18 protein-coding genes and 1 pseudogene are annotated in these 21,682 nt (G+C 53.4%); 13 read left to right on the forward strand and 6 right to left on the reverse strand.

What is annotated here, in order from left to right; translation table 11 throughout:
* Positions 1-116: 116 nt before the first annotated feature.
* From K6K13_RS05475 to K6K13_RS05485, 3 genes are all read left to right on the forward strand, one after another.
* Positions 117-764 (forward strand): hypothetical protein, encoded by a 648-nt coding sequence (locus K6K13_RS05475; protein ID WP_222159874.1) that lies wholly within the window; start codon positions 117-119, stop codon positions 762-764.
* 95 nt (positions 765-859) lie between these two features.
* Complete coding sequence (gene argO / locus K6K13_RS05480) at positions 860-1,474, forward strand: arginine exporter ArgO (RefSeq protein WP_222159875.1); 615 nt, start codon at positions 860-862, stop codon at positions 1,472-1,474.
* Positions 1,475-1,663: 189 nt separating this feature from the next.
* Complete coding sequence (locus tag K6K13_RS05485) at positions 1,664-2,389, forward strand: oxidative stress defense protein (protein WP_222159876.1); 726 nt, start codon at positions 1,664-1,666, stop codon at positions 2,387-2,389.
* A gap of 19 nt (positions 2,390-2,408) precedes the next feature.
* On the opposite strand, the gene K6K13_RS05490 is transcribed toward K6K13_RS05485, so the two are convergent.
* Positions 2,409-3,302, reverse strand: coding sequence for a LysR family transcriptional regulator ArgP (locus tag K6K13_RS05490; RefSeq protein ID WP_222159877.1), 894 nt, complete (start codon positions 3,300-3,302; stop codon positions 2,409-2,411).
* Between the two features lie 204 nt (positions 3,303-3,506).
* Here K6K13_RS05490 and rpiA point away from each other — a divergent pair, with 204 nt between their 5' ends.
* On the forward strand, positions 3,507-4,163 hold the full coding sequence (gene rpiA / locus K6K13_RS05495; RefSeq protein ID WP_222159878.1) for a ribose-5-phosphate isomerase RpiA: 657 nt from the start codon (positions 3,507-3,509) through the stop codon (positions 4,161-4,163).
* A 308-nt stretch (positions 4,164-4,471) separates the two neighbouring features.
* Positions 4,472-5,701, forward strand: coding sequence for a phosphoglycerate dehydrogenase (gene serA, locus K6K13_RS05500; protein WP_222159879.1), 1,230 nt, complete (start codon positions 4,472-4,474; stop codon positions 5,699-5,701).
* 94 nt (positions 5,702-5,795) lie between these two features.
* On the opposite strand, the gene K6K13_RS05505 is transcribed toward serA, so the two are convergent.
* On the reverse strand, positions 5,796-6,797 hold the full coding sequence (locus K6K13_RS05505) for a zinc-binding alcohol dehydrogenase family protein (RefSeq protein WP_222159880.1): 1,002 nt from the start codon (positions 6,795-6,797) through the stop codon (positions 5,796-5,798).
* A gap of 116 nt (positions 6,798-6,913) precedes the next feature.
* On the opposite strand from K6K13_RS05505, the gene K6K13_RS05510 reads away from it, so the two are divergent.
* Positions 6,914-7,825: a LysR family transcriptional regulator gene (locus K6K13_RS05510; protein ID WP_222160976.1), complete on the forward strand. Its 912-nt coding sequence runs from the start codon at positions 6,914-6,916 to the stop codon at positions 7,823-7,825.
* Positions 7,826-8,050: 225 nt separating this feature from the next.
* Complete coding sequence (locus K6K13_RS05515) at positions 8,051-9,766, forward strand: methyl-accepting chemotaxis protein (RefSeq protein ID WP_222159881.1); 1,716 nt, start codon at positions 8,051-8,053, stop codon at positions 9,764-9,766.
* 95 nt (positions 9,767-9,861) lie between these two features.
* Here K6K13_RS05515 and ettA read toward each other — a convergent pair whose 3' ends face one another.
* Entirely contained in the window at positions 9,862-11,529 is a 1,668-nt protein-coding gene (gene ettA, locus K6K13_RS05520; RefSeq protein ID WP_222159882.1) for an energy-dependent translational throttle protein EttA, read from the reverse strand.
* 457 nt (positions 11,530-11,986) lie between these two features.
* On the opposite strand from ettA, the gene sltY reads away from it, so the two are divergent.
* Together sltY and K6K13_RS05530 are read left to right on the forward strand one after the other, a co-directional pair.
* Positions 11,987-13,900, forward strand: a complete 1,914-nt coding sequence (gene sltY, locus K6K13_RS05525) for a murein transglycosylase (RefSeq protein WP_222160977.1) — start codon at positions 11,987-11,989, stop codon at positions 13,898-13,900.
* A 99-nt stretch (positions 13,901-13,999) separates the two neighbouring features.
* Positions 14,000-14,739: pseudogene (locus K6K13_RS05530) on the forward strand (IS5 family transposase).
* Positions 14,740-14,808: 69 nt separating this feature from the next.
* On the opposite strand, the gene ampG reads toward K6K13_RS05530, so the two are convergent.
* The 3 genes from ampG to K6K13_RS05545 are packed head-to-tail and all read right to left on the reverse strand — an operon-like array spanning position 14,809 to position 17,154.
* On the reverse strand, positions 14,809-16,293 hold the full coding sequence (gene ampG, locus K6K13_RS05535) for a muropeptide MFS transporter AmpG (protein ID WP_222159883.1): 1,485 nt from the start codon (positions 16,291-16,293) through the stop codon (positions 14,809-14,811).
* Positions 16,294-16,347: 54 nt separating this feature from the next.
* Positions 16,348-16,926: a lipoprotein gene (locus K6K13_RS05540; protein WP_222159884.1), complete on the reverse strand. Its 579-nt coding sequence runs from the start codon at positions 16,924-16,926 to the stop codon at positions 16,348-16,350.
* A gap of 54 nt (positions 16,927-16,980) precedes the next feature.
* Complete coding sequence (locus K6K13_RS05545) at positions 16,981-17,154, reverse strand: hypothetical protein (protein WP_222159885.1); 174 nt, start codon at positions 17,152-17,154, stop codon at positions 16,981-16,983.
* Between the two features lie 11 nt (positions 17,155-17,165).
* Between K6K13_RS05545 and bolA the strand changes: the two genes are divergently transcribed.
* The 4 genes from bolA (at position 17,166) to clpX (ending at position 21,549) form a co-directional block, all read left to right on the forward strand.
* Complete coding sequence (gene bolA, locus K6K13_RS05550) at positions 17,166-17,477, forward strand: transcriptional regulator BolA (RefSeq protein ID WP_222159886.1); 312 nt, start codon at positions 17,166-17,168, stop codon at positions 17,475-17,477.
* 286 nt (positions 17,478-17,763) lie between these two features.
* A complete protein-coding gene (tig, locus tag K6K13_RS05555; RefSeq protein ID WP_222159887.1) occupies positions 17,764-19,068 on the forward strand; it encodes a trigger factor in 1,305 nt (434 codons plus the stop codon).
* Between the two features lie 469 nt (positions 19,069-19,537).
* The gene (clpP, locus tag K6K13_RS05560; protein WP_195315240.1) at positions 19,538-20,161 is read left to right on the forward strand and encodes an ATP-dependent Clp endopeptidase proteolytic subunit ClpP; all 624 of its coding nucleotides are present in this window, start codon (positions 19,538-19,540) and stop codon (positions 20,159-20,161) included.
* A gap of 113 nt (positions 20,162-20,274) precedes the next feature.
* Positions 20,275-21,549, forward strand: coding sequence for an ATP-dependent protease ATP-binding subunit ClpX (gene clpX, locus K6K13_RS05565; RefSeq protein WP_222159888.1), 1,275 nt, complete (start codon positions 20,275-20,277; stop codon positions 21,547-21,549).
* The last annotated feature ends 133 nt before the right edge of the window (positions 21,550-21,682 follow it).

A 21,682-nucleotide genomic window follows, 5' to 3' on the forward strand; every position in this document is an offset into this window, starting at 1 on the left:
TTTAGGCATCCGGTGCTAAGCGCACGGATGCCTAAACGCTTTCACTCGAAAAGCAAAAAAACAGCCTGTGTATCGACCTACCCTAACCGTTGTTATTGGTTGATATGCGTCGTGTTATGAAACTTGATAAAACCCTGTATCCCCACACCGTGGCAATCGCGATTTTTGCCATCTCTCTGTTGTACACCGGGAATCGGCTTTTCTCCCTACAAAGCCAGGCCGTGCTGGCGATTGAGACGTTTCAATCCTTATGGCTGCTGTTTGGTGCGCTGTTCACCTGGTGCTACATCAGGCCGTTACGGTGCGAGACGGATGATAAGTCGTTTTGGCTGTGGAGCATCAGTTGGTGGATCTTACTGTTTGGCCGGGGGATCAGTTGGGGGCGGGATTATTTTCCGGATGAACCTAAGCTCTACTTTCGCATTATCTCCATCGTGCTGATTGGGGTGACGGCCTGTGCGCTGCTGTTGCCCGTGATTCGTCGAGAGATTATTCGCCGTTTTCGGCAAGAACGCCTGCCGGTGTGGGATATCGTCTTGTTGGTGCTCTATTTCGTTATCGTCGATACCATCGAACATCACCGATTATTCGCGTTTCTCTTTGTCTACGACACCGCGCGTACGGATTTGCTGGAAGAGCTGTTTGAACTGCCGTTTATGTTTTCGCTGTTTGCTGTGGCTTTCCTGTTGCAACGTAATGACAAGCAGGCTGGCGCCAAAACGCTACCGGTCTCTCGTTCGGTATTGCATGATGTGCGAAATTAGATTTTATAATGAATAATTAGAATCTTCAATTTCAGTTAATGAGAAAACCCCCTTACACTCCCTCGAATTGTTCATTTGGGAGAGTGTAGAGAACCATGTTTGGCATGTATTGGCAGGGATTTTTTCTGGGCGCGGCGATGATTTTACCTCTGGGGCCGCAAAATGCTTACGTGATGAATCAGGGGATTCGACGTCAGTATCATCTGATGATTGCCCTGCTGTGCGCATTAAGCGATGTCATCTTGATTTGCGCCGGTATTTTTGGCGGCAGCGCGTTGCTGAGTCAGTCATCGCTGTTGTTGTCACTGATCACCTGGGGAGGCGTTGCCTTTCTGCTTTGGTATGGCTGGGGCGCGTTTAGCGTGGTCTTCAAGCGTCAGCTCGACGTGGTGAGCGTGGATATCGCACGGCAAAGCCGTTGGCGCGTTATCGCTACCGTGTTGGCGGTTACCTGGCTGAATCCGCATGTCTATCTGGATACTTTTGTGGTGCAGGGCAGCATTGGTGGGCAGATGGCACCCGATGCGCGCAGTTGGTTTGCCTTGGGATCTATTACTGCTTCCTTCCTGTGGTTCTTTGCATTAGCGCTGCTGGCCTCCTGGCTGGCACCGTGGCTGAACACGCCAAAAGCACAGCGCGTGATTAATGCCTTTGTTGGCGTCATCATGTGGAGTATTGCACTGCAACTCGCACACTCTGGTATGCAATAGTGTTGTAAGTTGACGTTTTTTTACGGTATTCCGGAATTCACCTATAGTTAAGCCAAGCCAGCCAGTGCACTATATTTATCAATAACGCCATGTTTATCTCTAGCCCTAAGCATATTCATTGCACAGGCGCACCGCCGTGATCGTGGCGTGCAACGGCGCACTATTAATGGAATCAGGAGAAACGACACTGTGAAGCTAAAAGCACTGGCGATAGCCGCCCTGTTAGGATTAAGTACGCTTCCACTGTCCGGTCAGGCTGCTGAATTGCCGAACGGACCGCACATCGTGACATCGGGCAAAGCGAGCGTGGATGCTACGCCGGATATTGCGAATCTGGCGATTGAAGTCAGCGTTTCATCGAAAGATGTGGCTGATGCAAAAAAGCAGGTGGACGATCGCGTGGCACAATATTTTGCCTATCTGGAAAAGCACGGTATTGAAAGGAAAGACATCAGCGCCGCCAACCTGCGTACCCATCCTGAATATGATTTTCTGAAAGATGGTCGTTCTGAATTGAGAGGGTATCGTGCGGTGCGCCAGGTGGCAGTAACGGTACGCCAGTTGGATCAGCTAAACGCTTTGTTGGACGGTGCGCTGCGCGCGGGGTTGACGGAAATCCGCGGCGTGGAGCTGGGGGTTGCCAACCCGGAAGCCTATCGAGATCAGGCTCGTCAACGGGCAATCGAAACGGCGACCAGTCAGGCGAAAGCACTGGCTACCGGGTTCAACGCCAAGCTGGGGCCGATTTACAGCATCCGCTATCAGGTTGCCAATTATCAGCCCGTTCCCATGGCCCGGATGTTTAAAGCGGCGGGCGTCGCGGCAGAAGCCGATGTGGCACAGACTTACGAGCAGCAAAGCATTCAGTTTGACGATCAGGTTGACGTGGTGTTCGAGCTGCAACCTAATCAGTAACGTCTTCTTAAAGGGCGCCTCAGGATTGGCGCAATACGCGATGCGCATGCGAGAGCAGGGCATCCGTCACCTTTCTCATCATCCGGCTCTCTGGCGCAAAGCGGTGCCAATAGAGCATGCGGCGCTGAAACAGGCCCGGTGTCAGATCGACCAGCTCGCTGTTTGCCAATTCTCTCTCAATTTGCAGGTGTGGGATCATACAGCAAGTGGTGCCTTGTCGCGCCAACTGTACGAATGCTTCTGACGAGTTAACGATATGGCAAGGAACGCTGCCGGGCGAGAGATCGAAATTCTGCTGCAAAAATGCCTGGTGCATGTCGTCCAGATGGTCAAAGGCAACCGCAGGAGCACGCAGCAACGCGGAGCGGGTCACGCCGTTCGGGAAGTAGCGTGCGGCAAAATCCGGAGAGGCGACAAACAGATAGTCTAACGCACCGAGTTTATCCACCAGACAGCTCGGCAACGGTTGCGGCTGGATACTGACGGCACCGACCACTTCACCACGACGCAAACGTTCTTGCGTGCGGGTTTCATCTTCCACTTGCAGATTAAGGCGAATAGGGGAATCGACCAGTACCGGTTGCAACGCCGGTAACAGCCAGGTTGCCAGACTGTCGGCGTTGACCGCCAGCGACAGCAACAGTGGGATATCGCTGCTGGCATCGTTGCCCAGCCACTCTTCTTCCAGCAACTCCACTTGATGCAACAGCGCCAGCAGTTTTTGTCCTTGTTCGGTGGGACGCGGTGGGATGGTTCTGACCAATAGCGGTTGTCCGAACAGGTTTTCCAACTGTTTGATGCGTTGTGAAACGGCGGATTGCGTGATGCACAATTTTTGCGCGGCGCGTTCAAATCCGCGCTCACGGATGACGGCATCCAAAGCCTGAAGTGTGCGATAGTCCTGTCGTTTCATGAAGGTGCCATTTCCTATGGATAAAACTTGGTCTTTGCACTATGCCACATTTTTCCGACGGAACACGCTAAAAATCTGTCCTATTTCACACTCATGGCCGAAAATAATCGGGTGGCGCGTGGCGATTGGGCGTCGTTTCCGGTGGCGCTTGCTCTATAATACGCCTCTCTCTTCTCACTGTAATTTGCAGGCACGATACAGACCATGACACAAGATGAACTGAAAAAGGCAGTCGGCTGGGCCGCGTTGGATTATGTCCGCCCGGATACGATTGTTGGGGTGGGGACGGGCTCAACGGCAGCGCACTTCATTGACGCGTTGGGTTCCATCAAACACCAGATTAAAGGCGCAGTATCCAGCTCCGTGGCATCTACCGAAAAGTTGAAAAGCTTAGGCATTACGGTATTCGACAGCAACGAGGTTGATGAACTGGATATCTATGTGGACGGTGCCGATGAGATTAACCCGCACATGCAAATGATTAAAGGCGGCGGCGCTGCGCTGACGCGTGAGAAGATCATTGCCGCTATTGCGCGTCAGTTTATCTGTATCGTCGATGCCACCAAGCAGGTGGATATTCTTGGCACATTCCCATTGCCCGTGGAAGTGATCCCCATGGCCCGCGCGTACGTGGCGCGTGAACTGGTGAAACTGGGCGGTCAGCCGGTCTATCGTCAGGGTGTGGTTACCGACAACGGCAACGTCATTCTGGATGTGCACAACCTCGATATCTCAGATGCCATTGCGGTAGAAAACCGTATCAATGGGATTGCGGGCGTGGTGACCGTTGGTCTGTTTGCTAACCGTGGCGCTGACGTTGCGTTGGTCGGTACTGCAGACGGGGTGAAAACCCTGAAGTAATTTCTCTCCTGCACATCGGGCGTTGGCATGAAGAGGCTAACGTCCGATTTTTTTTGCTTAAAAACCCTACCATTGTTAAAGTCTCACTTTTGGTACTTAATATCACTTTTTCTTATTTTGTTCCCTGCACATCTGGCGAGGCGACGCGTTATCCCTATTTTTTACTGTAAAAGGGTGTTTGTGACGCCGTTGGCAGCATCGGGGAAGCAATCGATTGTCTTGCTGCTGGCGTAATTTTTGTTATGTTGGCAGAGGCTGTTTGGCAAATGGGTTCATTGGCATCTGAAGTCTGAATATAAGGTCGGGAAATGGCAAAGGTATCACTGGAAAAAGACAAGATTAAATTCCTCCTGGTGGAAGGGGTTCACCAGAGCGCGTTGGAAAACCTGCGCGCAGCGGGTTACACCAACATTGAATACCATAAAGGTGCGTTAGATACGGAAGCGTTGAAAGCCTCCATTCGTGACGCGCATTTCGTCGGTTTGCGTTCCCGTACTCATCTGACGGAAGAAGTGTTTGCTGCCGCAGAAAAACTGGTTGCCGTGGGCTGTTTTTGCATCGGTACTAATCAGGTAGAACTGCCTTCTGCCACCAAGCGCGGCATCCCGGTGTTTAACGCCCCCTTCTCTAACACCCGTAGTGTGGCAGAGTTGGTGATTGGTGAAATGCTGCTGCTGCTGCGCGGCGTTCCGGCAGCTAACGCGAAAGCGCATCGCGGCGTATGGCATAAACTGGCTGTGGGCTCGTTTGAAGCGCGCGGCAAAAAACTGGGCATCATTGGCTACGGTCATATCGGCACCCAGTTGGGTATCCTGGCCGAAAGCCTGGGGATGCACGTCTACTTTTACGACATCGAGAGCAAATTGCCGTTAGGCAATGCTCAGCAGGTGCGTCACCTGTCCGAATTGCTGAACATGAGCGACGTGGTCAGCCTGCACGTTCCGGAAACGGCGAGCACCCAGAACATGATGGGCGCGGATGAACTGGCGCTGATGAAGCCGGGTTCTATCCTGATCAACGCCTCACGCGGTACAGTCGTCGATATCCCTGCATTGTGCGAAGTGCTGCGCAGCCAACACATTGCTGGTGCCGCGATTGACGTCTTCCCGCAAGAGCCAGCAACCAACAGCGACCCGTTTGTTTCCCCGCTGCTGGAGTTCGACAACGTGCTGCTGACGCCGCACATTGGCGGCTCCACTCAGGAAGCGCAGGAGAACATCGGTACGGAAGTGGCCGGTAAACTGGCGAAGTACTCTGACAACGGTTCGACGCTGTCAGCGGTTAACTTCCCGGAAGTTTCCCTGCCAGTACAGAGCGATCGCGCACGTTTGCTGCACATTCACGAAAATCGCCCGGGCGTACTGACGGCTATCAACACCATTTTTGCCGAGCAAGGTATCAACATTGCTGCCCAGTATCTGCAAACCAGCGCGGATATCGGCTATGTGGTGATCGACGTGGAAACCGATGCGGCGAATACCGCGCTGCAATTGATGAAGGCGATCCCTGGCACCATCCGTGCCCGCCTGTTGTTCTAAGTGCGCGTCGAGCGTTTACTGCCATGACAAACAGCCCCTTTTGGGGCTGTTTGCTTAAAGAGGCTGACCGCGCGAGGGTTTATAACGCGAGGGTTTATAGCGCGATAGTCACCTTACCGCGCATATGCCCTTCCAGCACTTTGGCGTGAGCCTGTTGCAGTGTTTCAACGCTTAACCCGTTCAGGACTTCACTGGCGGTGCCTTGCAGTTTGCCCGCGTCCACCAGATGTGCGACTTCTTGCAAAATTTTCCCTTGCTGTTCCATGTCCGGCGTTTGGTACATGCTGCGAGTGAACATGAATTCCCAATGCAGCGAGGCACTTTTACGCTTCAGTTCGTTCTGATCCAGCGGACGTTCGTTTTCCACGATAGTGCAAATTTTGCCCTTCGGTGCAATCAAGGAGCCTATCGCGCTCCAGTGGCCGTCGGTGTCGTTCAGGCAGAAAATATAATCCACCTGGGTAATGCCTGCTTTTTTCAATTCACTGACCAAATCACTATAATCAACCACAAGGTCTGCGCCGCGCTGACGGCACCATTCTGCTGAATCAGGACGGGATGCTGTAGCGATAACCTTTACCTCACTGCGCAGTGCCGCCAGTGAAATAGCCAGAGAGCCAACGCCGCCCGCACCGCCGATAATCAGCAGGTTTTTCCCTGCGTCAGCGTCTTGAATCTCCAGGTGTTCAAACAGTCCTTCCCAGGCGGTGAGTGCGGTCAGCGGTAGCGCAGCAGCAGCGGCCCAGTCGAGGGATACCGGTTTGTGCGCCACAATCCGTGCATCAATGAGCTGATGCGAGCTGTTGCTGCCAGCGCGTGTGATATCGCCCGCGTACCACACCTCATCGCCCACTTGAAAACCGCTGACGCGATCGCCAATGGCCAGTACGGTGCCACTGGCATCCCAGCCTAATACGCGCGGCTCTGCCAATCCGTTTTTACGCAACCCGGCATGGACTTTGGTATCGACGGGATTGATGGATACCGCTTTTACCTCAACCAGCAGATCGTGTGGGCCCGGTTGCGGTTGCGCTTGGGTAATGGCGATAAAACGTTCAGGATGTTGTGGGTCAACGGCAATAGCATTTACGGTCATGATCTGTTCCTCATTGTTTCGATGAGAAAAGTGTAGAACGAACTCATCGTGCTGATAAGATGGACAATCATTAACGAAGTGTTTGTTGTGGACGAACAATAATGTTTAAACCCTCCATGTTCAGGCAGTGGCAGGATATGGCGCTGTTTGCGCTGGTAGCCGAGTGTGGCAGTGTGACACAGGCCGCGCTTAAGGCTGGCATGGCCAAATCCAGCCTCAGCTTGCGTATCAGTCAGCTCGAACAGCAGCTTGGATTACGGCTGCTAAACCGCACTACGCGCAAGATAAGCCTGACGTTTGCTGGCGAGCGTTACCTGATCCATTGTCAGGAGATGACGCAGGCCAGTGAGCGTGCCGATCTCGCCATTCAACATTTGCGCGATAATCCGAGCGGACGGCTTCGCATCACCAGCCCGGCTGGTTTCGGTGCCACGCTGCTGGCGCGCTTGACCACCGAGTTTCAGCGCCGCTTTCCCGCCGTGTCTCTGGAAATTGCCATTTCTGACACGTTGGTGGATTTAGTCGATGAAGGCTTTGATGTGGCCTTTCGCACCGGCAAGCCGCTGGATTCTTCACTGATTGGCAGACCGCTGGGTGTGACGCCGCGTTATCTGGTGGCCTCACCGCACTATCTGGCGCGCCATCCGGCATTGGTGCACCCGCAGCAGCTTCAGTCTCATCAATGCATTGCCCATCGTGCCTGGGCGGAATGGGCCTTACAGCGCGGCAGTGAGGACTATCGTTGGCTGCTTCCGTTAACGCACACCACGGATAATCTGCTGTATGCCCGTGAATGTGCGATGGCGGGCGCGGGCATCACTCTGCTACCGGCATTTCTGGTGGATGGCGTCGATCTGTCCCAGCCCTTGGTGCGCGTATTGCCTGAATGGCGTGCAGAACCCAATGAACTCTATTTGGTTTATCCGAGCAGAAAGCTTAATTCTCCCGCCATGGCCTGCTTTATTGAGTTTGTGCTGCAACATGATGCGCTGGCGGAATATGTTACGCCGGCACCTTTTTCATCCTGATGGTGTGATACATCGCTTAATATGAAAATGTATTTCTTATTTTTAGAAATATAACACCACTTTATTTGAAGTGTGATTGTGATCACGGCCTTCAGGTGGATGTTTTCACGCCATTGCCGATAAAACATGAATCTGCCGATGTTTTTTTAGCAACGCCGAGGCTGTTTGTGATGCGTTGCGGAAGGGATATCCATACCAGCCGTTGTCGAAGTGAGAATAACAATCATGTCCGAGATAAAAGGAAATTCAGGTTATATCAATAACATCAGACTTGTTACGCTATTTATTAGTCTGTTAACGATAATTTTATTACTGTTCGCTATTTCCATCGGTACGGCGAGTTATTTTCTTAAACAGAGTAATGATGCATTAGACCGGGCCAATCTGGTTTCGGATGTGCGCGCGGTTATCAGCAGCAGCATGGATCAGCTGCGTGTTGCTCGCCAACTGCTGGTTCAGGCGGCGGCAACGCAACGCGTTGGTGATGCCGAAGGCTATAAAAGCGCACTGACGCTGGCGGAAAACCGGGTAAAAAGCTCACAAAAACGCTTCGACGAATATCTGGCCAGGCCGGATAAATTCAACGCGCCCGCCGGATTGGATGATGAACTTGCCGTTAACTACGCAGCGTACCGTGACAAGGCGGTCAAACTGATTATTGAGGCGGCAAAACGAGGCGAATTTGAAGAAGTCATTTCACTGGAAAGCGATGAAGCGCGCAAACTGGATGAAAACTACGCGCTCTCGGTGCGTAAAGCGGTGCGTTATCTGACGGATAATGCCACGCAAATCAATCAGCATGCTGAGGCCAATTCACGCCGGGGTTTTATGCTGATGGCGCTCTCCTTCGTAGCTTCTATCGTGATGGCTGCGATCATCTATGTGATTATCCGCAATGCATTACTGGCTCCGCTGTACCGGTTGGTGACGCGCATTCAACGCATTGCCGCCGGGGATTTAACCCAACGTGCCAGTGAGATGGGACGTAACGAAATCGGTATTCTGGGGCAGAACGTCCAGAACATGCAGGCCGCATTGGCAGAAACGGTTAGCGTGGTGCGCGAAGGGGCAACGGCGATTCATCTGGGGGCCACGGAAATTTCCGCGGGTAACGTCGATCTCTTTTCACGCACCGAGCAGCAGGCCGCCGCACTAGAAGAGACGGCAGCCAGCATGGAGCAATTGACGGCCACGGTGAAGCAAAACTCAGAGAACGCCCACCATGCCAGTCAACTGGCGAAAAATGCCTCAACCAAAGCGGAGAAAGGCGGTGATATTGTGAATAACGTGGTGAACACCATGAACGATATCTCTACCAGTTCACGCAAGATTGCGGACATTACCTCGGTGATTAACAGCATTGCTTTCCAGACCAATATCTTGGCATTGAATGCTGCGGTTGAAGCCGCCCGTGCCGGTGAGCAAGGTCGCGGGTTCGCCGTGGTGGCCGGTGAAGTGCGCAGTCTGGCGCAGCGCAGTGCACAGGCGGCGAAAGAGATTGAATCCCTGATCGGTGAGTCTGGCCGTTTGGTTGATACCGGCGCGCATTTGGTTTCACAGGCGGGGGATACCATGGGTGAGATCGTTCAGGCGGTCACCAGCGTGACTGACATCATGGGGGAAATTGCCTCCGCGTCTGATGAGCAGAGCCGAGGCATCAGTCAGGTAAGTCAGGCGGTATCGGAAATGGACAGCGCAGTGCAGCAGAATGCGGCGTTAGTACAGGAAGCCTCTGCGGCGGCGGTATCGCTGGAAGATCAGGCCGGGCGGTTAACGCAGGCGGTTGCGGTATTCCAGATAGCCTCGTCAGCGCCTGCACATGCATTGGCAGCCTCGACGGGCGCTGCTGTGTCAACGTCAGTGCGCAGCAACCCTGCGTTGCCTGCGGTAGGCACAAAACGGGTCAAACCGGATGACAGTCAGAATTGGGAAACCTTTTGATCGCGATTGAGCGCTAAACTCCATAAAAAACGCCCCGGCAAGAACCGGGGCGTTTGATACAATGAGCCAGTTAGCTGTCTGACGTTAACGGCACATTACTTCGCGATACGCTTGTACTTGATGCGGTGAGGTTCCAGTGCATCTGCGCCCAGCGTGCGTTTCTTGTACTCTTCGTACTCGGTGAAGTTGCCTTCGAAGAACTCCACTTTGCCTTCATCCTGATAATCCAGAATGTGAGTAGCAATACGGTCCAAGAACCAACGGTCGTGGGAAATGACCATGGCACAGCCGGGGAACTCCAGCAGGGCGTTTTCCAGGGCGCGCAGGGTTTCAATATCCAGGTCGTTGGTTGGTTCATCAAGCAGCAGCACGTTGCCGCCGACTTGCAACAGCTTCGCCAGATGCAGACGACCGCGTTCACCACCGGACAATTCGCCGACGCGTTTGCCCTGATCGGTGCCTTTAAAGTTAAAGCGGCCAACATAAGCACGACTTGGCATCTCGGTGGTGCCAACACGCATGATATCCAGCCCGCCGGAGACTTCTTCCCACACGGTTTTGCTGTTGTTCATGCTGTCACGGAACTGATCAACTGACGCCAGTTTTACCGTTTCGCCCAATTCGATAGTGCCACCATCGGGCTGCTCTTGGCCGGACATCATACGGAACAGCGTTGATTTACCGGCACCGTTCGGGCCGATAATCCCAACAATTGCCCCCTTGGGCACCGCTAACGACAGGCCGTCAATCAGTTGGCGCTCACCGTAGGCCTTGCTCAAGTTGGTGACTTCCACCACTTTGTCGCCCAGGCGTGGACCTGGTGGAATGAACAGTTCGTTGGTTTCGTTACGTTTCTGGTATTCGGTACTGTTAAGCTCTTCAAAGCGAGCCAGACGGGCTTTGCCTTTAGCCTGACGGCCTTTAGCACCCTGACGCACCCACTCCAGCTCTTTCTCAATGGATTTACGGCGAGCTGCTTCCTGAGAGGCTTCCTGTGCCAGACGCTGGTCTTTTTGTTCCAGCCAGGAAGAGTAGTTACCTTCCCACGGAATGCCTTCGCCGCGGTCCAGTTCCAGAATCCAGCCAGCCACGTTATCGAGGAAGTAACGGTCGTGGGTGATGGCAACCACGGTGCCTTCAAAGTCGTGCAGGAAGCGTTCCAGCCAGGCCACGGATTCCGCATCCAGGTGGTTGGTCGGTTCGTCGAGCAGCAGCATGTCGGGTTTTTCCAACAGCAGGCGACACAGCGCCACGCGACGGCGTTCACCCCCGGACAGCTTGGCGATTTTCGCATCCCATTCCGGCAGGCGCAGCGCATCAGCAGCGCGTTCTAACTGGTTATCCAGATTATGGCCGTCGTGCGCCTGAATGATCTCTTCCAGCTTACCTTGTTCAGCCGCCAGCTTGTCGAAATCGGCATCCGGATCGGCGTACAGTGCATACACCTCATCCAGTCGTTTGAGCGCACCGACCACTTCCGATACCGCTTCTTCGACGGATTCACGTACTGTGTGTTCCGGGTTGAGCTGAGGTTCCTGCGGCAAGTAGCCGATTTTGATGCCAGGTTGCGGGCGCGCTTCCCCTTCGATGTCTTTATCGATCCCTGCCATGATGCGCAGCAGGGTGGATTTCCCTGCGCCGTTCAGACCCAGCACGCCAATTTTTGCGCCCGGGAAGAAGCTGAGGGAGATATTCTTTAAAATATGGCGCTTCGGCGGAACCACTTTGCCGACGCGGTGCATGGTATAGACGTATTGAGCCACGTTGCGACTTCGCCTCTCTATGGGTTAATGGATACAGTGCGTAGCCCGCGCTGCATCGAGGTTAACGATGAAGGTGGGGCGTCGCCCTCTTCGATTTATCGTTATGCTGATGCGGAGTGTAGCTGGTTTCGCCGTGCGATCCCAGCCATCATCCCTCACTGTCTGCCACTCTGTGAAATGGCTCCAAGGGCGGCGTTTTGGTGCACTGTAGTCAACCCGGAATTTATAAACGGTTATCCTTACGTTGCTTGACATTTTATTCCCTTTTACGACATATCGCCGCCGCGCATCCTGTGCCACACTGGAGGGCAGCAAATGTCGTCTGGATGATGCAAATTTTGCTGATGCAAACCCCGGGTTTGCACTGACGGCGGCGTTCTGAGGCGAAATGTATCAGTGATGTGCACATTGCATGTCGATAACCGTTTGGGATGAGGTGGTTTGGATGAAGGGTAACATGGGGCGCTGGGTGCGCATTGCCATCCTGTGTCTGGCGGGGGTTACAAGCTCGGCCATGGCGGATACGCTGGATGCTCAACGCCAACGCTATCAGCAGGTTAAGCAGGCGTGGGACAGTAATCAGATGGATACCGTGCAGGCGTTGATGCCAACCTTGCGCGATTACCCGCTTTATCCTTATCTGGAATACCGTGCGTTAACACAATCGCTGGGGCAGGTGAGCAACAGCGACGTCAGTGCATTCTCCGCGCGTTATCCAACGTTACCGCCTGCGCGTAACCTGAAATCCCTGTTTGTGAATGAACTGGCGCGCCGCGAGGATTGGGCGGGCCTGCTGGCGTTTGCACCCACTTCACCCAAACCGGTGGCGGCGCACTGTAATCACCTCTATTCCCGCTACGCAACGGGACAACGTCAGGGCGTGTGGGATGAAGCAAAGGCCATCTGGCTGACCGGACGTTCGCTGCCGACCACCTGCGATAAGCTGTTTGCCGTCTGGGAAGCTGCCGGTGAAAAGACCCCCATCGCCGTACTGGAGCGCATTCGGTTAGCAATGAACGAGGGCAGCACCGGGCTGGTGAACTATCTGGTGAAACAGCTTCCACCGGATTACCGCACCATCAGCGATGCGTTGATGAAGTTGCAGAACGACCCCAAAACGGTAGAGCGTTTTGCTCGCAGCGTGGGGCCAACCGATTTTACACGCAATGCCACGCTGGTCGCCTTCCGCCAATTGGCTCGACAGGATGAAGAGGGCGCCCGCGCGCTTATCAGCGTATTGGTGCGGCTGCAAAAAATGAGCGAAGCCGATCGCCGAGAGATGGAAGAAGCGGTAGCCTGGCGTTGGATGGGAACCGGTGCGACGCCAGAACAGGCCGTCTGGCGTGATGCCGTGGCGCAGCGCAGCCAATCAACCAGCCTGATTGAACGCAGGGTGCGTATGACGCTCGGAGAAGGGGATAAAGCGGGTCTGCGCTTCTGGCTCGCGAAACTTCCGGCTGAGGCGTTACAGAAAGAGGAGTGGCGCTACTGGCAAGCGATGTTGCTGTTAGATAACGGGCAGCGTCAGGATGGTGAGGCCATACTGCGAGCGCTGATGCAGGGACGGGGCTTCTACCCGATGGTTGCCGCGCAGAAGCTCGGTATCCCTTATTCGTTGACCATTGCGTCGTCCACCCCGGATAAAACTCTGGCGCAACGTCCGGAAATTGCGCGCGTGCGTGAGCTGATGTACTGGAACATGGACAATCTGGCGCGCAGCGAATGGGGGGAGCTGGTGGCAAACAGTGATAAGCCGCGTCAGGGAGCGTTAGCGCGTTACGCATTTGATCAAGGCTGGGCTGACCTCAGCGTGCAGGCGACCATTGTGGCTAAGCTGTGGGACAATCTGGAAGAGCGTTTCCCGCTGGCATGGCGCGACACTTTCCAGCGCATGACGCAAGGGCGTGCCATTCAACAGAGTTATGCGATGGCGATCGCTCGCCAGGAAAGCGCCTGGAACCCGCAGGCGCGCTCCCCGGTCGGTGCCTCCGGCCTGATGCAACTGATGCCAGCCACCGCACAGCATACCGCGAAAAAGAGCAACCTGAGCGGCTATGTCAACAGCAGCCAGCTGTTCGATCCCGAAACCAATATTCTGTTAGGCACTACCTATCTGGATGATGTCTATCAGACCTTCAATAACAACCGTATCCTTGCCAGTGCGGCCTATAATGCCGGGCCTTCGCGCGTGAATACCTGGCTGAAAAACAGCGCAGGGCGTCTCGATCCGGTTGCCTTTATTGAAAGTATTCCGTTTACCGAAACGCGTGGCTATGTGAAAAACGTGCTGGCCTACGATGCTTTCTACCGCTACTTTCTGCGTCAGAATGACAGCGTATTGACGTCAGCGGAGTGGGGGCAGCGTTACTAGGTGCTAGGGCCTGTTGACAATCATCGCCAAGAACCTGTTTTTTTGTAAAAGAATCTGTTTACATTCTGTCTTTTTTGGAAAAGCAGAATGCCAAGATTGATGCTCAGTGATGACCAATACGAACGGATTAGCCCGTTTTTGCCGGGAAAGGATTCGGATCCGGGACGAACAGCAGCAGATAATCGGCTTTTTGTCGAAGCGGTTTTATGGATCGCCCGAACTGGAAGCCCATGGAGAGATTTACCACCCGATTTCGGACTCTGGAACTGTGTGTACAAACGCTTTGCCAGATGGTCACGGGCAGAAATATGGCATTCCGTTTTTGCTGAACTTGCGGGCGATGCCGATTTCGAGGAAATCTTCATCGACAGCACTATCGTACGGGTTCATCAGCATGCAGCGGGCGCTCCCAAAAAAACGGTGACCAGTCGATTGGTCGTTCTCGCGGGGGATTGACAACCAAGATTCACGCTCTGGTTGATGGGCTGGGCATGCTTGCCCGTTTTAGTTTGACTGGTGGTCAAAAGAGCGACACCAGAGAAGCATTGCCTTTACTTGGTGAATTGAAACCTTCAAGCTTGGCTGCAGACAAAGCCTACGATACGAATGTGATTCTACAATATCTGGAGTCGGTAGGCATTCAGGCTGTCATCCCCAGCAAAGAGAATCGCCGTGAGCAACGCCCACTGGACAAACATCTTTACGCTTCACGCAATTTGATCGAACGTTTCTTTTGCCGTATCAAGCAATTTCGACGCGTAGCTACACGCTTCGACAAACTCTCAAAACGCTTCGCATCATTCGTTGCGCTCGCTGCTGCATTCGTCTGGCTGTGTTAATTGTCAACAGCCCCTAGTGAAAAAAAAATAATACAATGCGGTGATAACCACGCAGGTTTATCGCTATTTTCAGGCTTCAGAAGACGGTGAATTACGCAGCGATAAATAGTCGAGCACACTCCCGAGTAGTGCCCCCGAAATGACCAAAATACCCCCTAGCATCAGAAGGTTATCATTAATGGTTTCGACCGCATTGGCACCCAACGCGTGGGCGATGGTCAAGGTCAGCCAGATGAATAACAGCGCACACCCGGCCGCCAACATACGCAGCGCGAAGCGGTAATGGCGGGGATAGGTCATGCGTACCATGAAGGTGCCGGTGCGTTGGGTGTACTCCAGAGTTTGTCGGCACACCAGTAGCAGGACTAATCCCGGCACTGAGATCGCAATGGTAAATAAATAGAACCAGGCCCAACCATGGGTTTCTACAAACCAGCCTGCAATCGGGCCAACGTAGACGCGCCCCACGGCAGAGAGTGCGGAAAGCAGCGCAAACTGGGTAGCGGAAAACGACGTGTTGCATAAGGTCATTAGTAATGCAACAAACGCTGCCGTGCCCATCCCGCCGCACAGGTTTTCCAGAAAGATAACCCCCGCCATGCTAACCAGATGTTTGCTTGTGATCGCCAGCAGCCAGTAACCTGCGTTAGAGACGGCCTGCAAGATGCCGAATAGCAGCAGCGCACGGAATAAGGTCATGCGTTGCATTAACAACCCGCCGTACAAAGCACCAATAATGGTAGCGAGTAACCCTAATGTTTTGTTGACCAGTCCAACGTCGCCGGCATTGAAGCCCACCCCGCGAATCAGGAACGGGGTGCTCAGGCTCATCGCAAAGGCGTCGCCTAGCTTATACAGCACAATCAGTAATAAAATCAGCCAGGCGTTATTGCGCGAAAAGAAGTCACGCAGCGGGGCAAACATGGCCTGTTCAAGGGTGCGCGGTGCCGGGGCATCCAATACCGGTTCAGGCGCCCGCAGGGTGGCGATGATACCCGGTAGCAGCAGCAGTGCCATCAACACATAGGTGGCGTGCCAGCCGAGATAACGATCGGCCAGCCACAGTGCCAGTCCGCCGGAAACCAGCATGGCCAGACGGTAACCCAGTACGGAAATGGCCGCGCCCGAGCCGCGTTGATCGGCGGGTAACAGGTCGGTTTTGTAGGCGTCAAACACGATATCCTGGGACGCGGAACAAAATGCCACCAATACCGCAATCGCGGCTAACCACCACAGATGCTTGCCGGGTTCCAGTAGTGCCATCGAGGCAATCAAGCCGATAAGCAGCACCTGACTGACCAGCAGCCAGCCACGGCGACGGCCGAGGAAGGGCGGGGTGTAGCGGTCCATCATCGGTGCCCACATAAACTTGAAAACATAGGCTTGTCCCACCAGGGAGAAGAAACCGATGGTTTTCAAATCGACGTTAGCAACCGTCATCCATGCCTGCAACGTACCGGAAGTTAGCGCCAGCGGTAGCCCAGACGCAAAACCCAGTAACAGCAGTGACAGCGAATACGGCTGACGAACAAGGGTGAAAAAACGATGTAGCATGGCAGATCCTTTACTCTATCCCACCGAACAGGATAGAGGAAAACAGCGTAGGAATTATCGGGCGTTAGCCTTAATGAAGCTGCTGACAGTGGTGTCTTGTGCCATGTCATTGATGACATCGCCCAATACCGTATTGACAGCATTGGTGATTTTTTCGTTGGTCGCGGTCAATGCGCCTTGAACGTTATAGGTTGAGCGGTAATTCTTGACCTGCTTGTTGCCGTTGGCCGCCTGAGAGATGATCGAAATATCCGCGCGTGCGGTAATATTATGACGCAGGTTACCTTCTGATACGTCAGCATACAGCTGGTTTACCACGATTTGCAGCGCAACCGGGCCACCGGTACCGATCATGTAACCGCGCGCAGACATCTGTTTTTCCAACGCTTCTTGCAACAGGAAACGCAGGTCGCGTGAAGGCGTCAGCACGATCAGTTGCCCGTCGCGGTTGATTTTGGCCAATGCCTGATCGGCACGTTGATCGGCCCCGTTGATGCTGACGGTAACGCCCATCAGGGTTGGGTCTTGCGCTGGCACGTTAATTTTTGGAGAGACATCAAGCGTGTTGCTTTGATTGGCGCATCCGGCGAGCATCAGCACGGCCAATACGGGAAAAAACAGTTTTTTTAACATTGTGCATTTTCTCAGTAATGATTAGGGTGGTTCGCTGGTAAAAAATTCCCGTTATCATACCATTGCCGACAGCGGGTGAAAGGACGAATTCAGGGGAAATACTCTGGAAGTGGCCTTTTTTTCGGCGCGATGCGATGAGATATCGCGATCGCCGGATTGACCGATAGTGTGTTCACCGCATTTTTCTGCCAGCGGAATATACTGTCTGGCAAGCTCAACAAGTAACAAGGGACTCCTTCATGCATGCCACCATTGAGGCGAAACTGCGCGCTGCCTTCACCCCCACGCATCTGGATGTGATCAATGAAAGTCATCAACATCGCGTGCCTGCGGGTTCGCAAAGCCATTTTAAGGTGGTGCTGGTGAGTGACGCCTTTAGCGGACAGCGCACCATTGGCCGCCATCGTGCGGTTTATGCCACGTTGGCGGCGGAATTAGAAAATGGCCTGCACGCACTGGCGCTGCATACTTACACGCCGCAAGAGTGGGGCGATGCGCAGGGCCAGGCCCCCAAATCGCCTGCCTGTGGCGGTGCAGGTATTGACGCCTGATTACTGCCGAAGACGCATAAAAAGAGACGTATAAGAGGTGACCGACATCAAAGCACGCTTATCTTGTCATAATAGTCTGCGCGCTGTTCTCGACTCACTCCCTCTATGCCGCTATAATGCCGCGTCTTATTTTCCGGAAATGTCATCGGGACGCTTCTGACGACAAGGAACGGGGTTCAGATACCAGCTGTTGCTGTCCCGGTTCTGTGGGGTTATGTCCAAACCGACACCCATGCGTATATGGTTTTGGAGCTGACCGAGCACTGTGATTTTTTGAGGTAACAAGATGCAAGTTTCAGTTGAAACCACCCAAGGCCTTGGTCGCCGCGTAACAATTACCGTCACTGCTGATAGCATTGAAGAAGCGGTAAAAAAAGAGCTGGTTAACGTTGCTAAAAAAGCGCGCGTTGACGGTTTTCGTAAAGGCAAAGTGCCGATGAACGTTATCGCTCAGCGTTATGGCGCATCCGTGCGTCAAGACGTGTTGGGCGATCTGATGCAGCGTCATTTCGTAGACGCCATCATCAAAGAAAAAATCAATCCCGTTGGTGCACCGAACTATGTGCCGGGCGAATACAAGCTGGATGCCGATTTCACCTACGCGGTAGAGTTTGAAGTCTATCCGGAAGTAGAGCTGAAAGGCCTGGACACCATCGAAGTAGAAAAACCGCTGGTTGACGTGGTTGATGCTGACGTTGATGCCATGCTGGAAACGCTGCGCAAGCAACAAGCCACCTGGAAAGACACCGATGCCGCCGCTGGCGCAGAAGATCGCGTAACCGTTGACTTTACCGGCACTATCGACGGTGAAGTGTTTGACGGCGGTAAAGCGTCTGATTTCGTTCTGGCGATGGGCCAGGGCCGCATGATCCCAGGCTTTGAAGAAGGTCTGGTGGGTCACAAAGCCGGTGAAGAGTTCACTATCGACGTGACCTTCCCAGAAGACTACCACGCTGAAAACCTGAAAGGTAAAGCGGCTCAGTTTGCTATCGTCCTGAAGAAAGTGGAAGAGCGTGAATTGCCGGAACTGACCGCTGATTTCATCGCACGTTTCGGCGTGGCGGATGGGTCTGTTGACGGTCTGCGCGCTGAAGTGCGTAAAAACATGGAGCGTGAGCTGAAAGGCGCGGTGCGTAACCGTATCAAATCTCAGGTGATCGACGGTCTGGTGAAAGCCAATGACATCGACGTTCCTGCTGCGCTGATCGACGGCGAAATTGACGTTCTGCGTCAGCAAGCGGCACAACGCTTTGGCGGTAACGCCAAACAAGCGGCTGAACTGCCGCGTGAGCTGTTTGAAGAGCAAGCCAAACGCCGCGTTGTCGTAGGTCTGCTGCTGGGCGAAGTGATCAGCACCAACGAACTGAAAGCAGATGACGCTCGCGTTAACGCGCTGATCGAAGAGATGGCTTCTGCCTACGAAGATCCGCAGGAAGTGGTTGCTTACTACAGCAAAAACAAAGAGCTGATGAACAACATGCGCAACGTTGCTCTGGAAGAGCAAGCGGTTGAAGTCGTGTTGTCCAAGGCGAAAGTGGTCGAGAAAACCGTCAGCTTTAACGATCTGATGAACCAGCCTGCTACGGCGTAATTCGCTGTCTGGCTTCGGTCGGTTATCTTTGCCAAAAAAAGCCCGCGCCTCTGGCGTGGGCTTTTTGCTATCACTGATTTAGGTTTGAAAAGCCCTATCGCCACGGATGTGCCAGATTGCACTATGATAAAACAGTGTGGGTGTGGCATTGAAACGTTTCGCAAGTGATAAAATCCGCATTGTCTCTTGGGAGTGCAATATCTTAGTTTCTATGCAAAACGCAGTTTGCTATGCAAAGCATTGTAAACGCAGTGGGCACGATAACCCTTTAATCTAAAATAAAGGATAGTGTAAGCTTGAAATAGCGCGCAATGCCCCAACTAGAAGAAACAGAGGCGCGCGGTCATGGATTTTGGCGAGTCGGTGTCATTCTTAAGGGAAACGTCGGGGTGACCGTGATAGTCAACCGTCGTTATCTCAAGTAGAATCTGATACATGGCACCAAAAGCATTTTATCGAGGAGAGGTGAATGTTATACAGTGGCGAACAAGAAAAATTAGCACCCCAAATGGCTTTGGTGCCGATGGTGGTAGAACAGACTTCGCGCGGGGAACGTTCTTACGATATTTTTTCCCGACTGCTTAAAGAACGCATCATCTTCCTGACGGGTCAGGTGGAAGATCACATGGCCAACCTGATCGTTGCTCAGATGCTTTTTCTGGAAGCCGAAAATCCGGAGAAAGATATTTATCTGTACATCAACTCTCCGGGTGGCGTGATTACCGCAGGAATGTCGATTTACGACACCATGAAATTCATTAAACCGGATGTCAGCACCATCTGTATGGGACAAGCCTGCTCCATGGGGGCTTTCCTGCTCACTGCCGGTGCCAAGGGCAAGCGTTTCTGCTTGCCGAATTCGCGCGTGATGATTCACCAACCGCTGGGGGGATTCCAAGGGCAGGCGACGGACATCGAAATCCATGCGCGTGAAATACTGAAAGTGAAGCAACGTATGAATGAGCTGATGGCTGAACATACGGGCAAACCTCTCGAAGTGATAGAGAGTGACACTGAGCGTGACCGTTTCCTCTCTGCCCATGAAGCAGTAGAGTATGGATTGGTTGACGCCGTGATGACGCACCGCGAATAACGCCGCCGGCCATGGCGTACCTGTGGTTCACGAATGCGCGCTTGCGCGTGATTCAGGTTGTAGTGATATCGCTGTTGGGCCTGCGGGCAAGAGATAAAAGAAGAGGTTTACTGATGACAGACAAGCGCAAAGACGGTTCAGGGAAGTTGCTGTACTGTTCTTTCTGCGGCAAAAGCCAGCATGAGGTCCGTAAGCTGATTGCCGGGCCGTCAGTGTATATCTGCGATGAATGTGTCGATCTGTGCAATGACATCATTCGCGAAGAGATAAAGGAAGTGGCTCCGCATCGTGAACGCAGTGCGTTACCCACGCCCCATGAAATTCGCCGCCACCTGGATGATTATGTCATTGGTCAGGAGCAGGCGAAAAAGGTTCTGGCGGTTGCGGTTTACAACCACTACAAGCGCTTGCGTAATGGCGACAGCAGCAACGGCATCGAGCTGGGCAAGAGCAACATTCTGCTGATTGGCCCGACAGGGAGCGGTAAAACCCTGTTGGCTGAAACGCTGGCCCGTTTCCTGGATGTGCCTTTCACGATGGCAGATGCCACCACGCTGACCGAAGCGGGTTACGTGGGTGAGGATGTAGAAAACATCATCCAGAAGCTGTTGCAAAAATGCGACTACGACGTACAGAAAGCGCAGCGTGGCATTGTATACATCGATGAAATCGATAAGATTTCGCGTAAGTCCGATAACCCCTCCATCACCCGTGACGTGTCGGGCGAAGGGGTGCAGCAGGCTCTGCTGAAACTGATTGAAGGCACCATCGCTGCGGTTCCGCCGCAAGGTGGGCGCAAGCATCCGCAACAGGAGTTTTTGCAGGTTGATACCTCCAAGATCCTGTTCATCTGCGGTGGAGCATTTGCTGGTTTGGATAAAGTGATCGAGCAGCGTGTTGATACTGGTCGCGGTATTGGTTTTTCCGCAACGGTGAAGGGCTCGGCGCAAAAGGCTACCGAAGGCGAATTGCTGGGCCAGGTAGAACCGGGGGATTTGATCAAGTTCGGCCTGATCCCTGAATTTATTGGCCGTTTACCGGTGGTCGCGACGCTGAGAGAGCTGAGCGAAGATGCGCTGATCCAGATCCTGCGCGAACCGAAAAACGCGCTGACCAAACAGTATCAGGCACTGTTCAATCTCGAAGGGGTTGAGCTGGAATTCCGTGAAGAAGCGTTGACGGCGATTGCCAAAAAAGCCATGGCGCGTAAAACCGGTGCACGCGGTTTGCGCTCCATTGTGGAAGCGGCGTTGCTGGACACCATGTACGACCTGCCCTCCATGGAGAGCGTCGATAAGGTGGTGATTGATGAATCGGTGATTGCCGGTCAATCAGAACCGATGCTGATCTACGGTAAACCTGAAGCGCAACAGGCATCTGGCGAATAAATCGTCACTTGCACGCCTGACAGAAGTTGAAAATGGGAGATTTTATCTCCCATTTTTTTTTCGCATGTTCTGGTCGTTGAATGTCGGATATTTATCCCCATATACTCCAATACTTGTTGGCGAAACCCGTGAC

This window comes from Symbiopectobacterium purcellii, assembly GCF_019797845.1.
In the GTDB taxonomy this organism is placed as follows: Bacteria; Pseudomonadota; Gammaproteobacteria; order Enterobacterales; family Enterobacteriaceae; genus Symbiopectobacterium; species Symbiopectobacterium purcellii.

What these genes read in the sequence shown, in the direction of transcription:
- K6K13_RS05540 (WP_222159884.1), bottom strand. Translation starts at nt 16,926, where the DNA reads ATGTTAAAAAAACTGTTTTTTCCCGTATTGGCCGTGCTGATGCTCGCC.
- bolA (WP_222159886.1), top strand. Translation starts at nt 17,166, where the DNA reads ATGCATGCCACCATTGAGGCGAAACTGCGCGCTGCCTTCACCCCCACG.
- K6K13_RS05510 (WP_222160976.1), top strand. Translation starts at nt 6,914, where the DNA reads ATGTTCAGGCAGTGGCAGGATATGGCGCTGTTTGCGCTGGTAGCCGAG.
- K6K13_RS05515 (WP_222159881.1), top strand. Translation starts at nt 8,051, where the DNA reads ATGTCCGAGATAAAAGGAAATTCAGGTTATATCAATAACATCAGACTT.
- clpX (WP_222159888.1), top strand. Translation starts at nt 20,275, where the DNA reads ATGACAGACAAGCGCAAAGACGGTTCAGGGAAGTTGCTGTACTGTTCT.
- sltY (WP_222160977.1), top strand. Translation starts at nt 11,987, where the DNA reads ATGGGGCGCTGGGTGCGCATTGCCATCCTGTGTCTGGCGGGGGTTACA.
- K6K13_RS05490 (WP_222159877.1), bottom strand. Translation starts at nt 3,302, where the DNA reads ATGAAACGACAGGACTATCGCACACTTCAGGCTTTGGATGCCGTCATC.
- rpiA (WP_222159878.1), top strand. Translation starts at nt 3,507, where the DNA reads ATGACACAAGATGAACTGAAAAAGGCAGTCGGCTGGGCCGCGTTGGAT.
- serA (WP_222159879.1), top strand. Translation starts at nt 4,472, where the DNA reads ATGGCAAAGGTATCACTGGAAAAAGACAAGATTAAATTCCTCCTGGTG.
- ampG (WP_222159883.1), bottom strand. Translation starts at nt 16,293, where the DNA reads ATGCTACATCGTTTTTTCACCCTTGTTCGTCAGCCGTATTCGCTGTCA.
- K6K13_RS05475 (WP_222159874.1), top strand. Translation starts at nt 117, where the DNA reads ATGAAACTTGATAAAACCCTGTATCCCCACACCGTGGCAATCGCGATT.
- argO (WP_222159875.1), top strand. Translation starts at nt 860, where the DNA reads ATGTTTGGCATGTATTGGCAGGGATTTTTTCTGGGCGCGGCGATGATT.
- clpP (WP_195315240.1), top strand. Translation starts at nt 19,538, where the DNA reads ATGTTATACAGTGGCGAACAAGAAAAATTAGCACCCCAAATGGCTTTG.
- K6K13_RS05505 (WP_222159880.1), bottom strand. Translation starts at nt 6,797, where the DNA reads ATGACCGTAAATGCTATTGCCGTTGACCCACAACATCCTGAACGTTTT.
- tig (WP_222159887.1), top strand. Translation starts at nt 17,764, where the DNA reads ATGCAAGTTTCAGTTGAAACCACCCAAGGCCTTGGTCGCCGCGTAACA.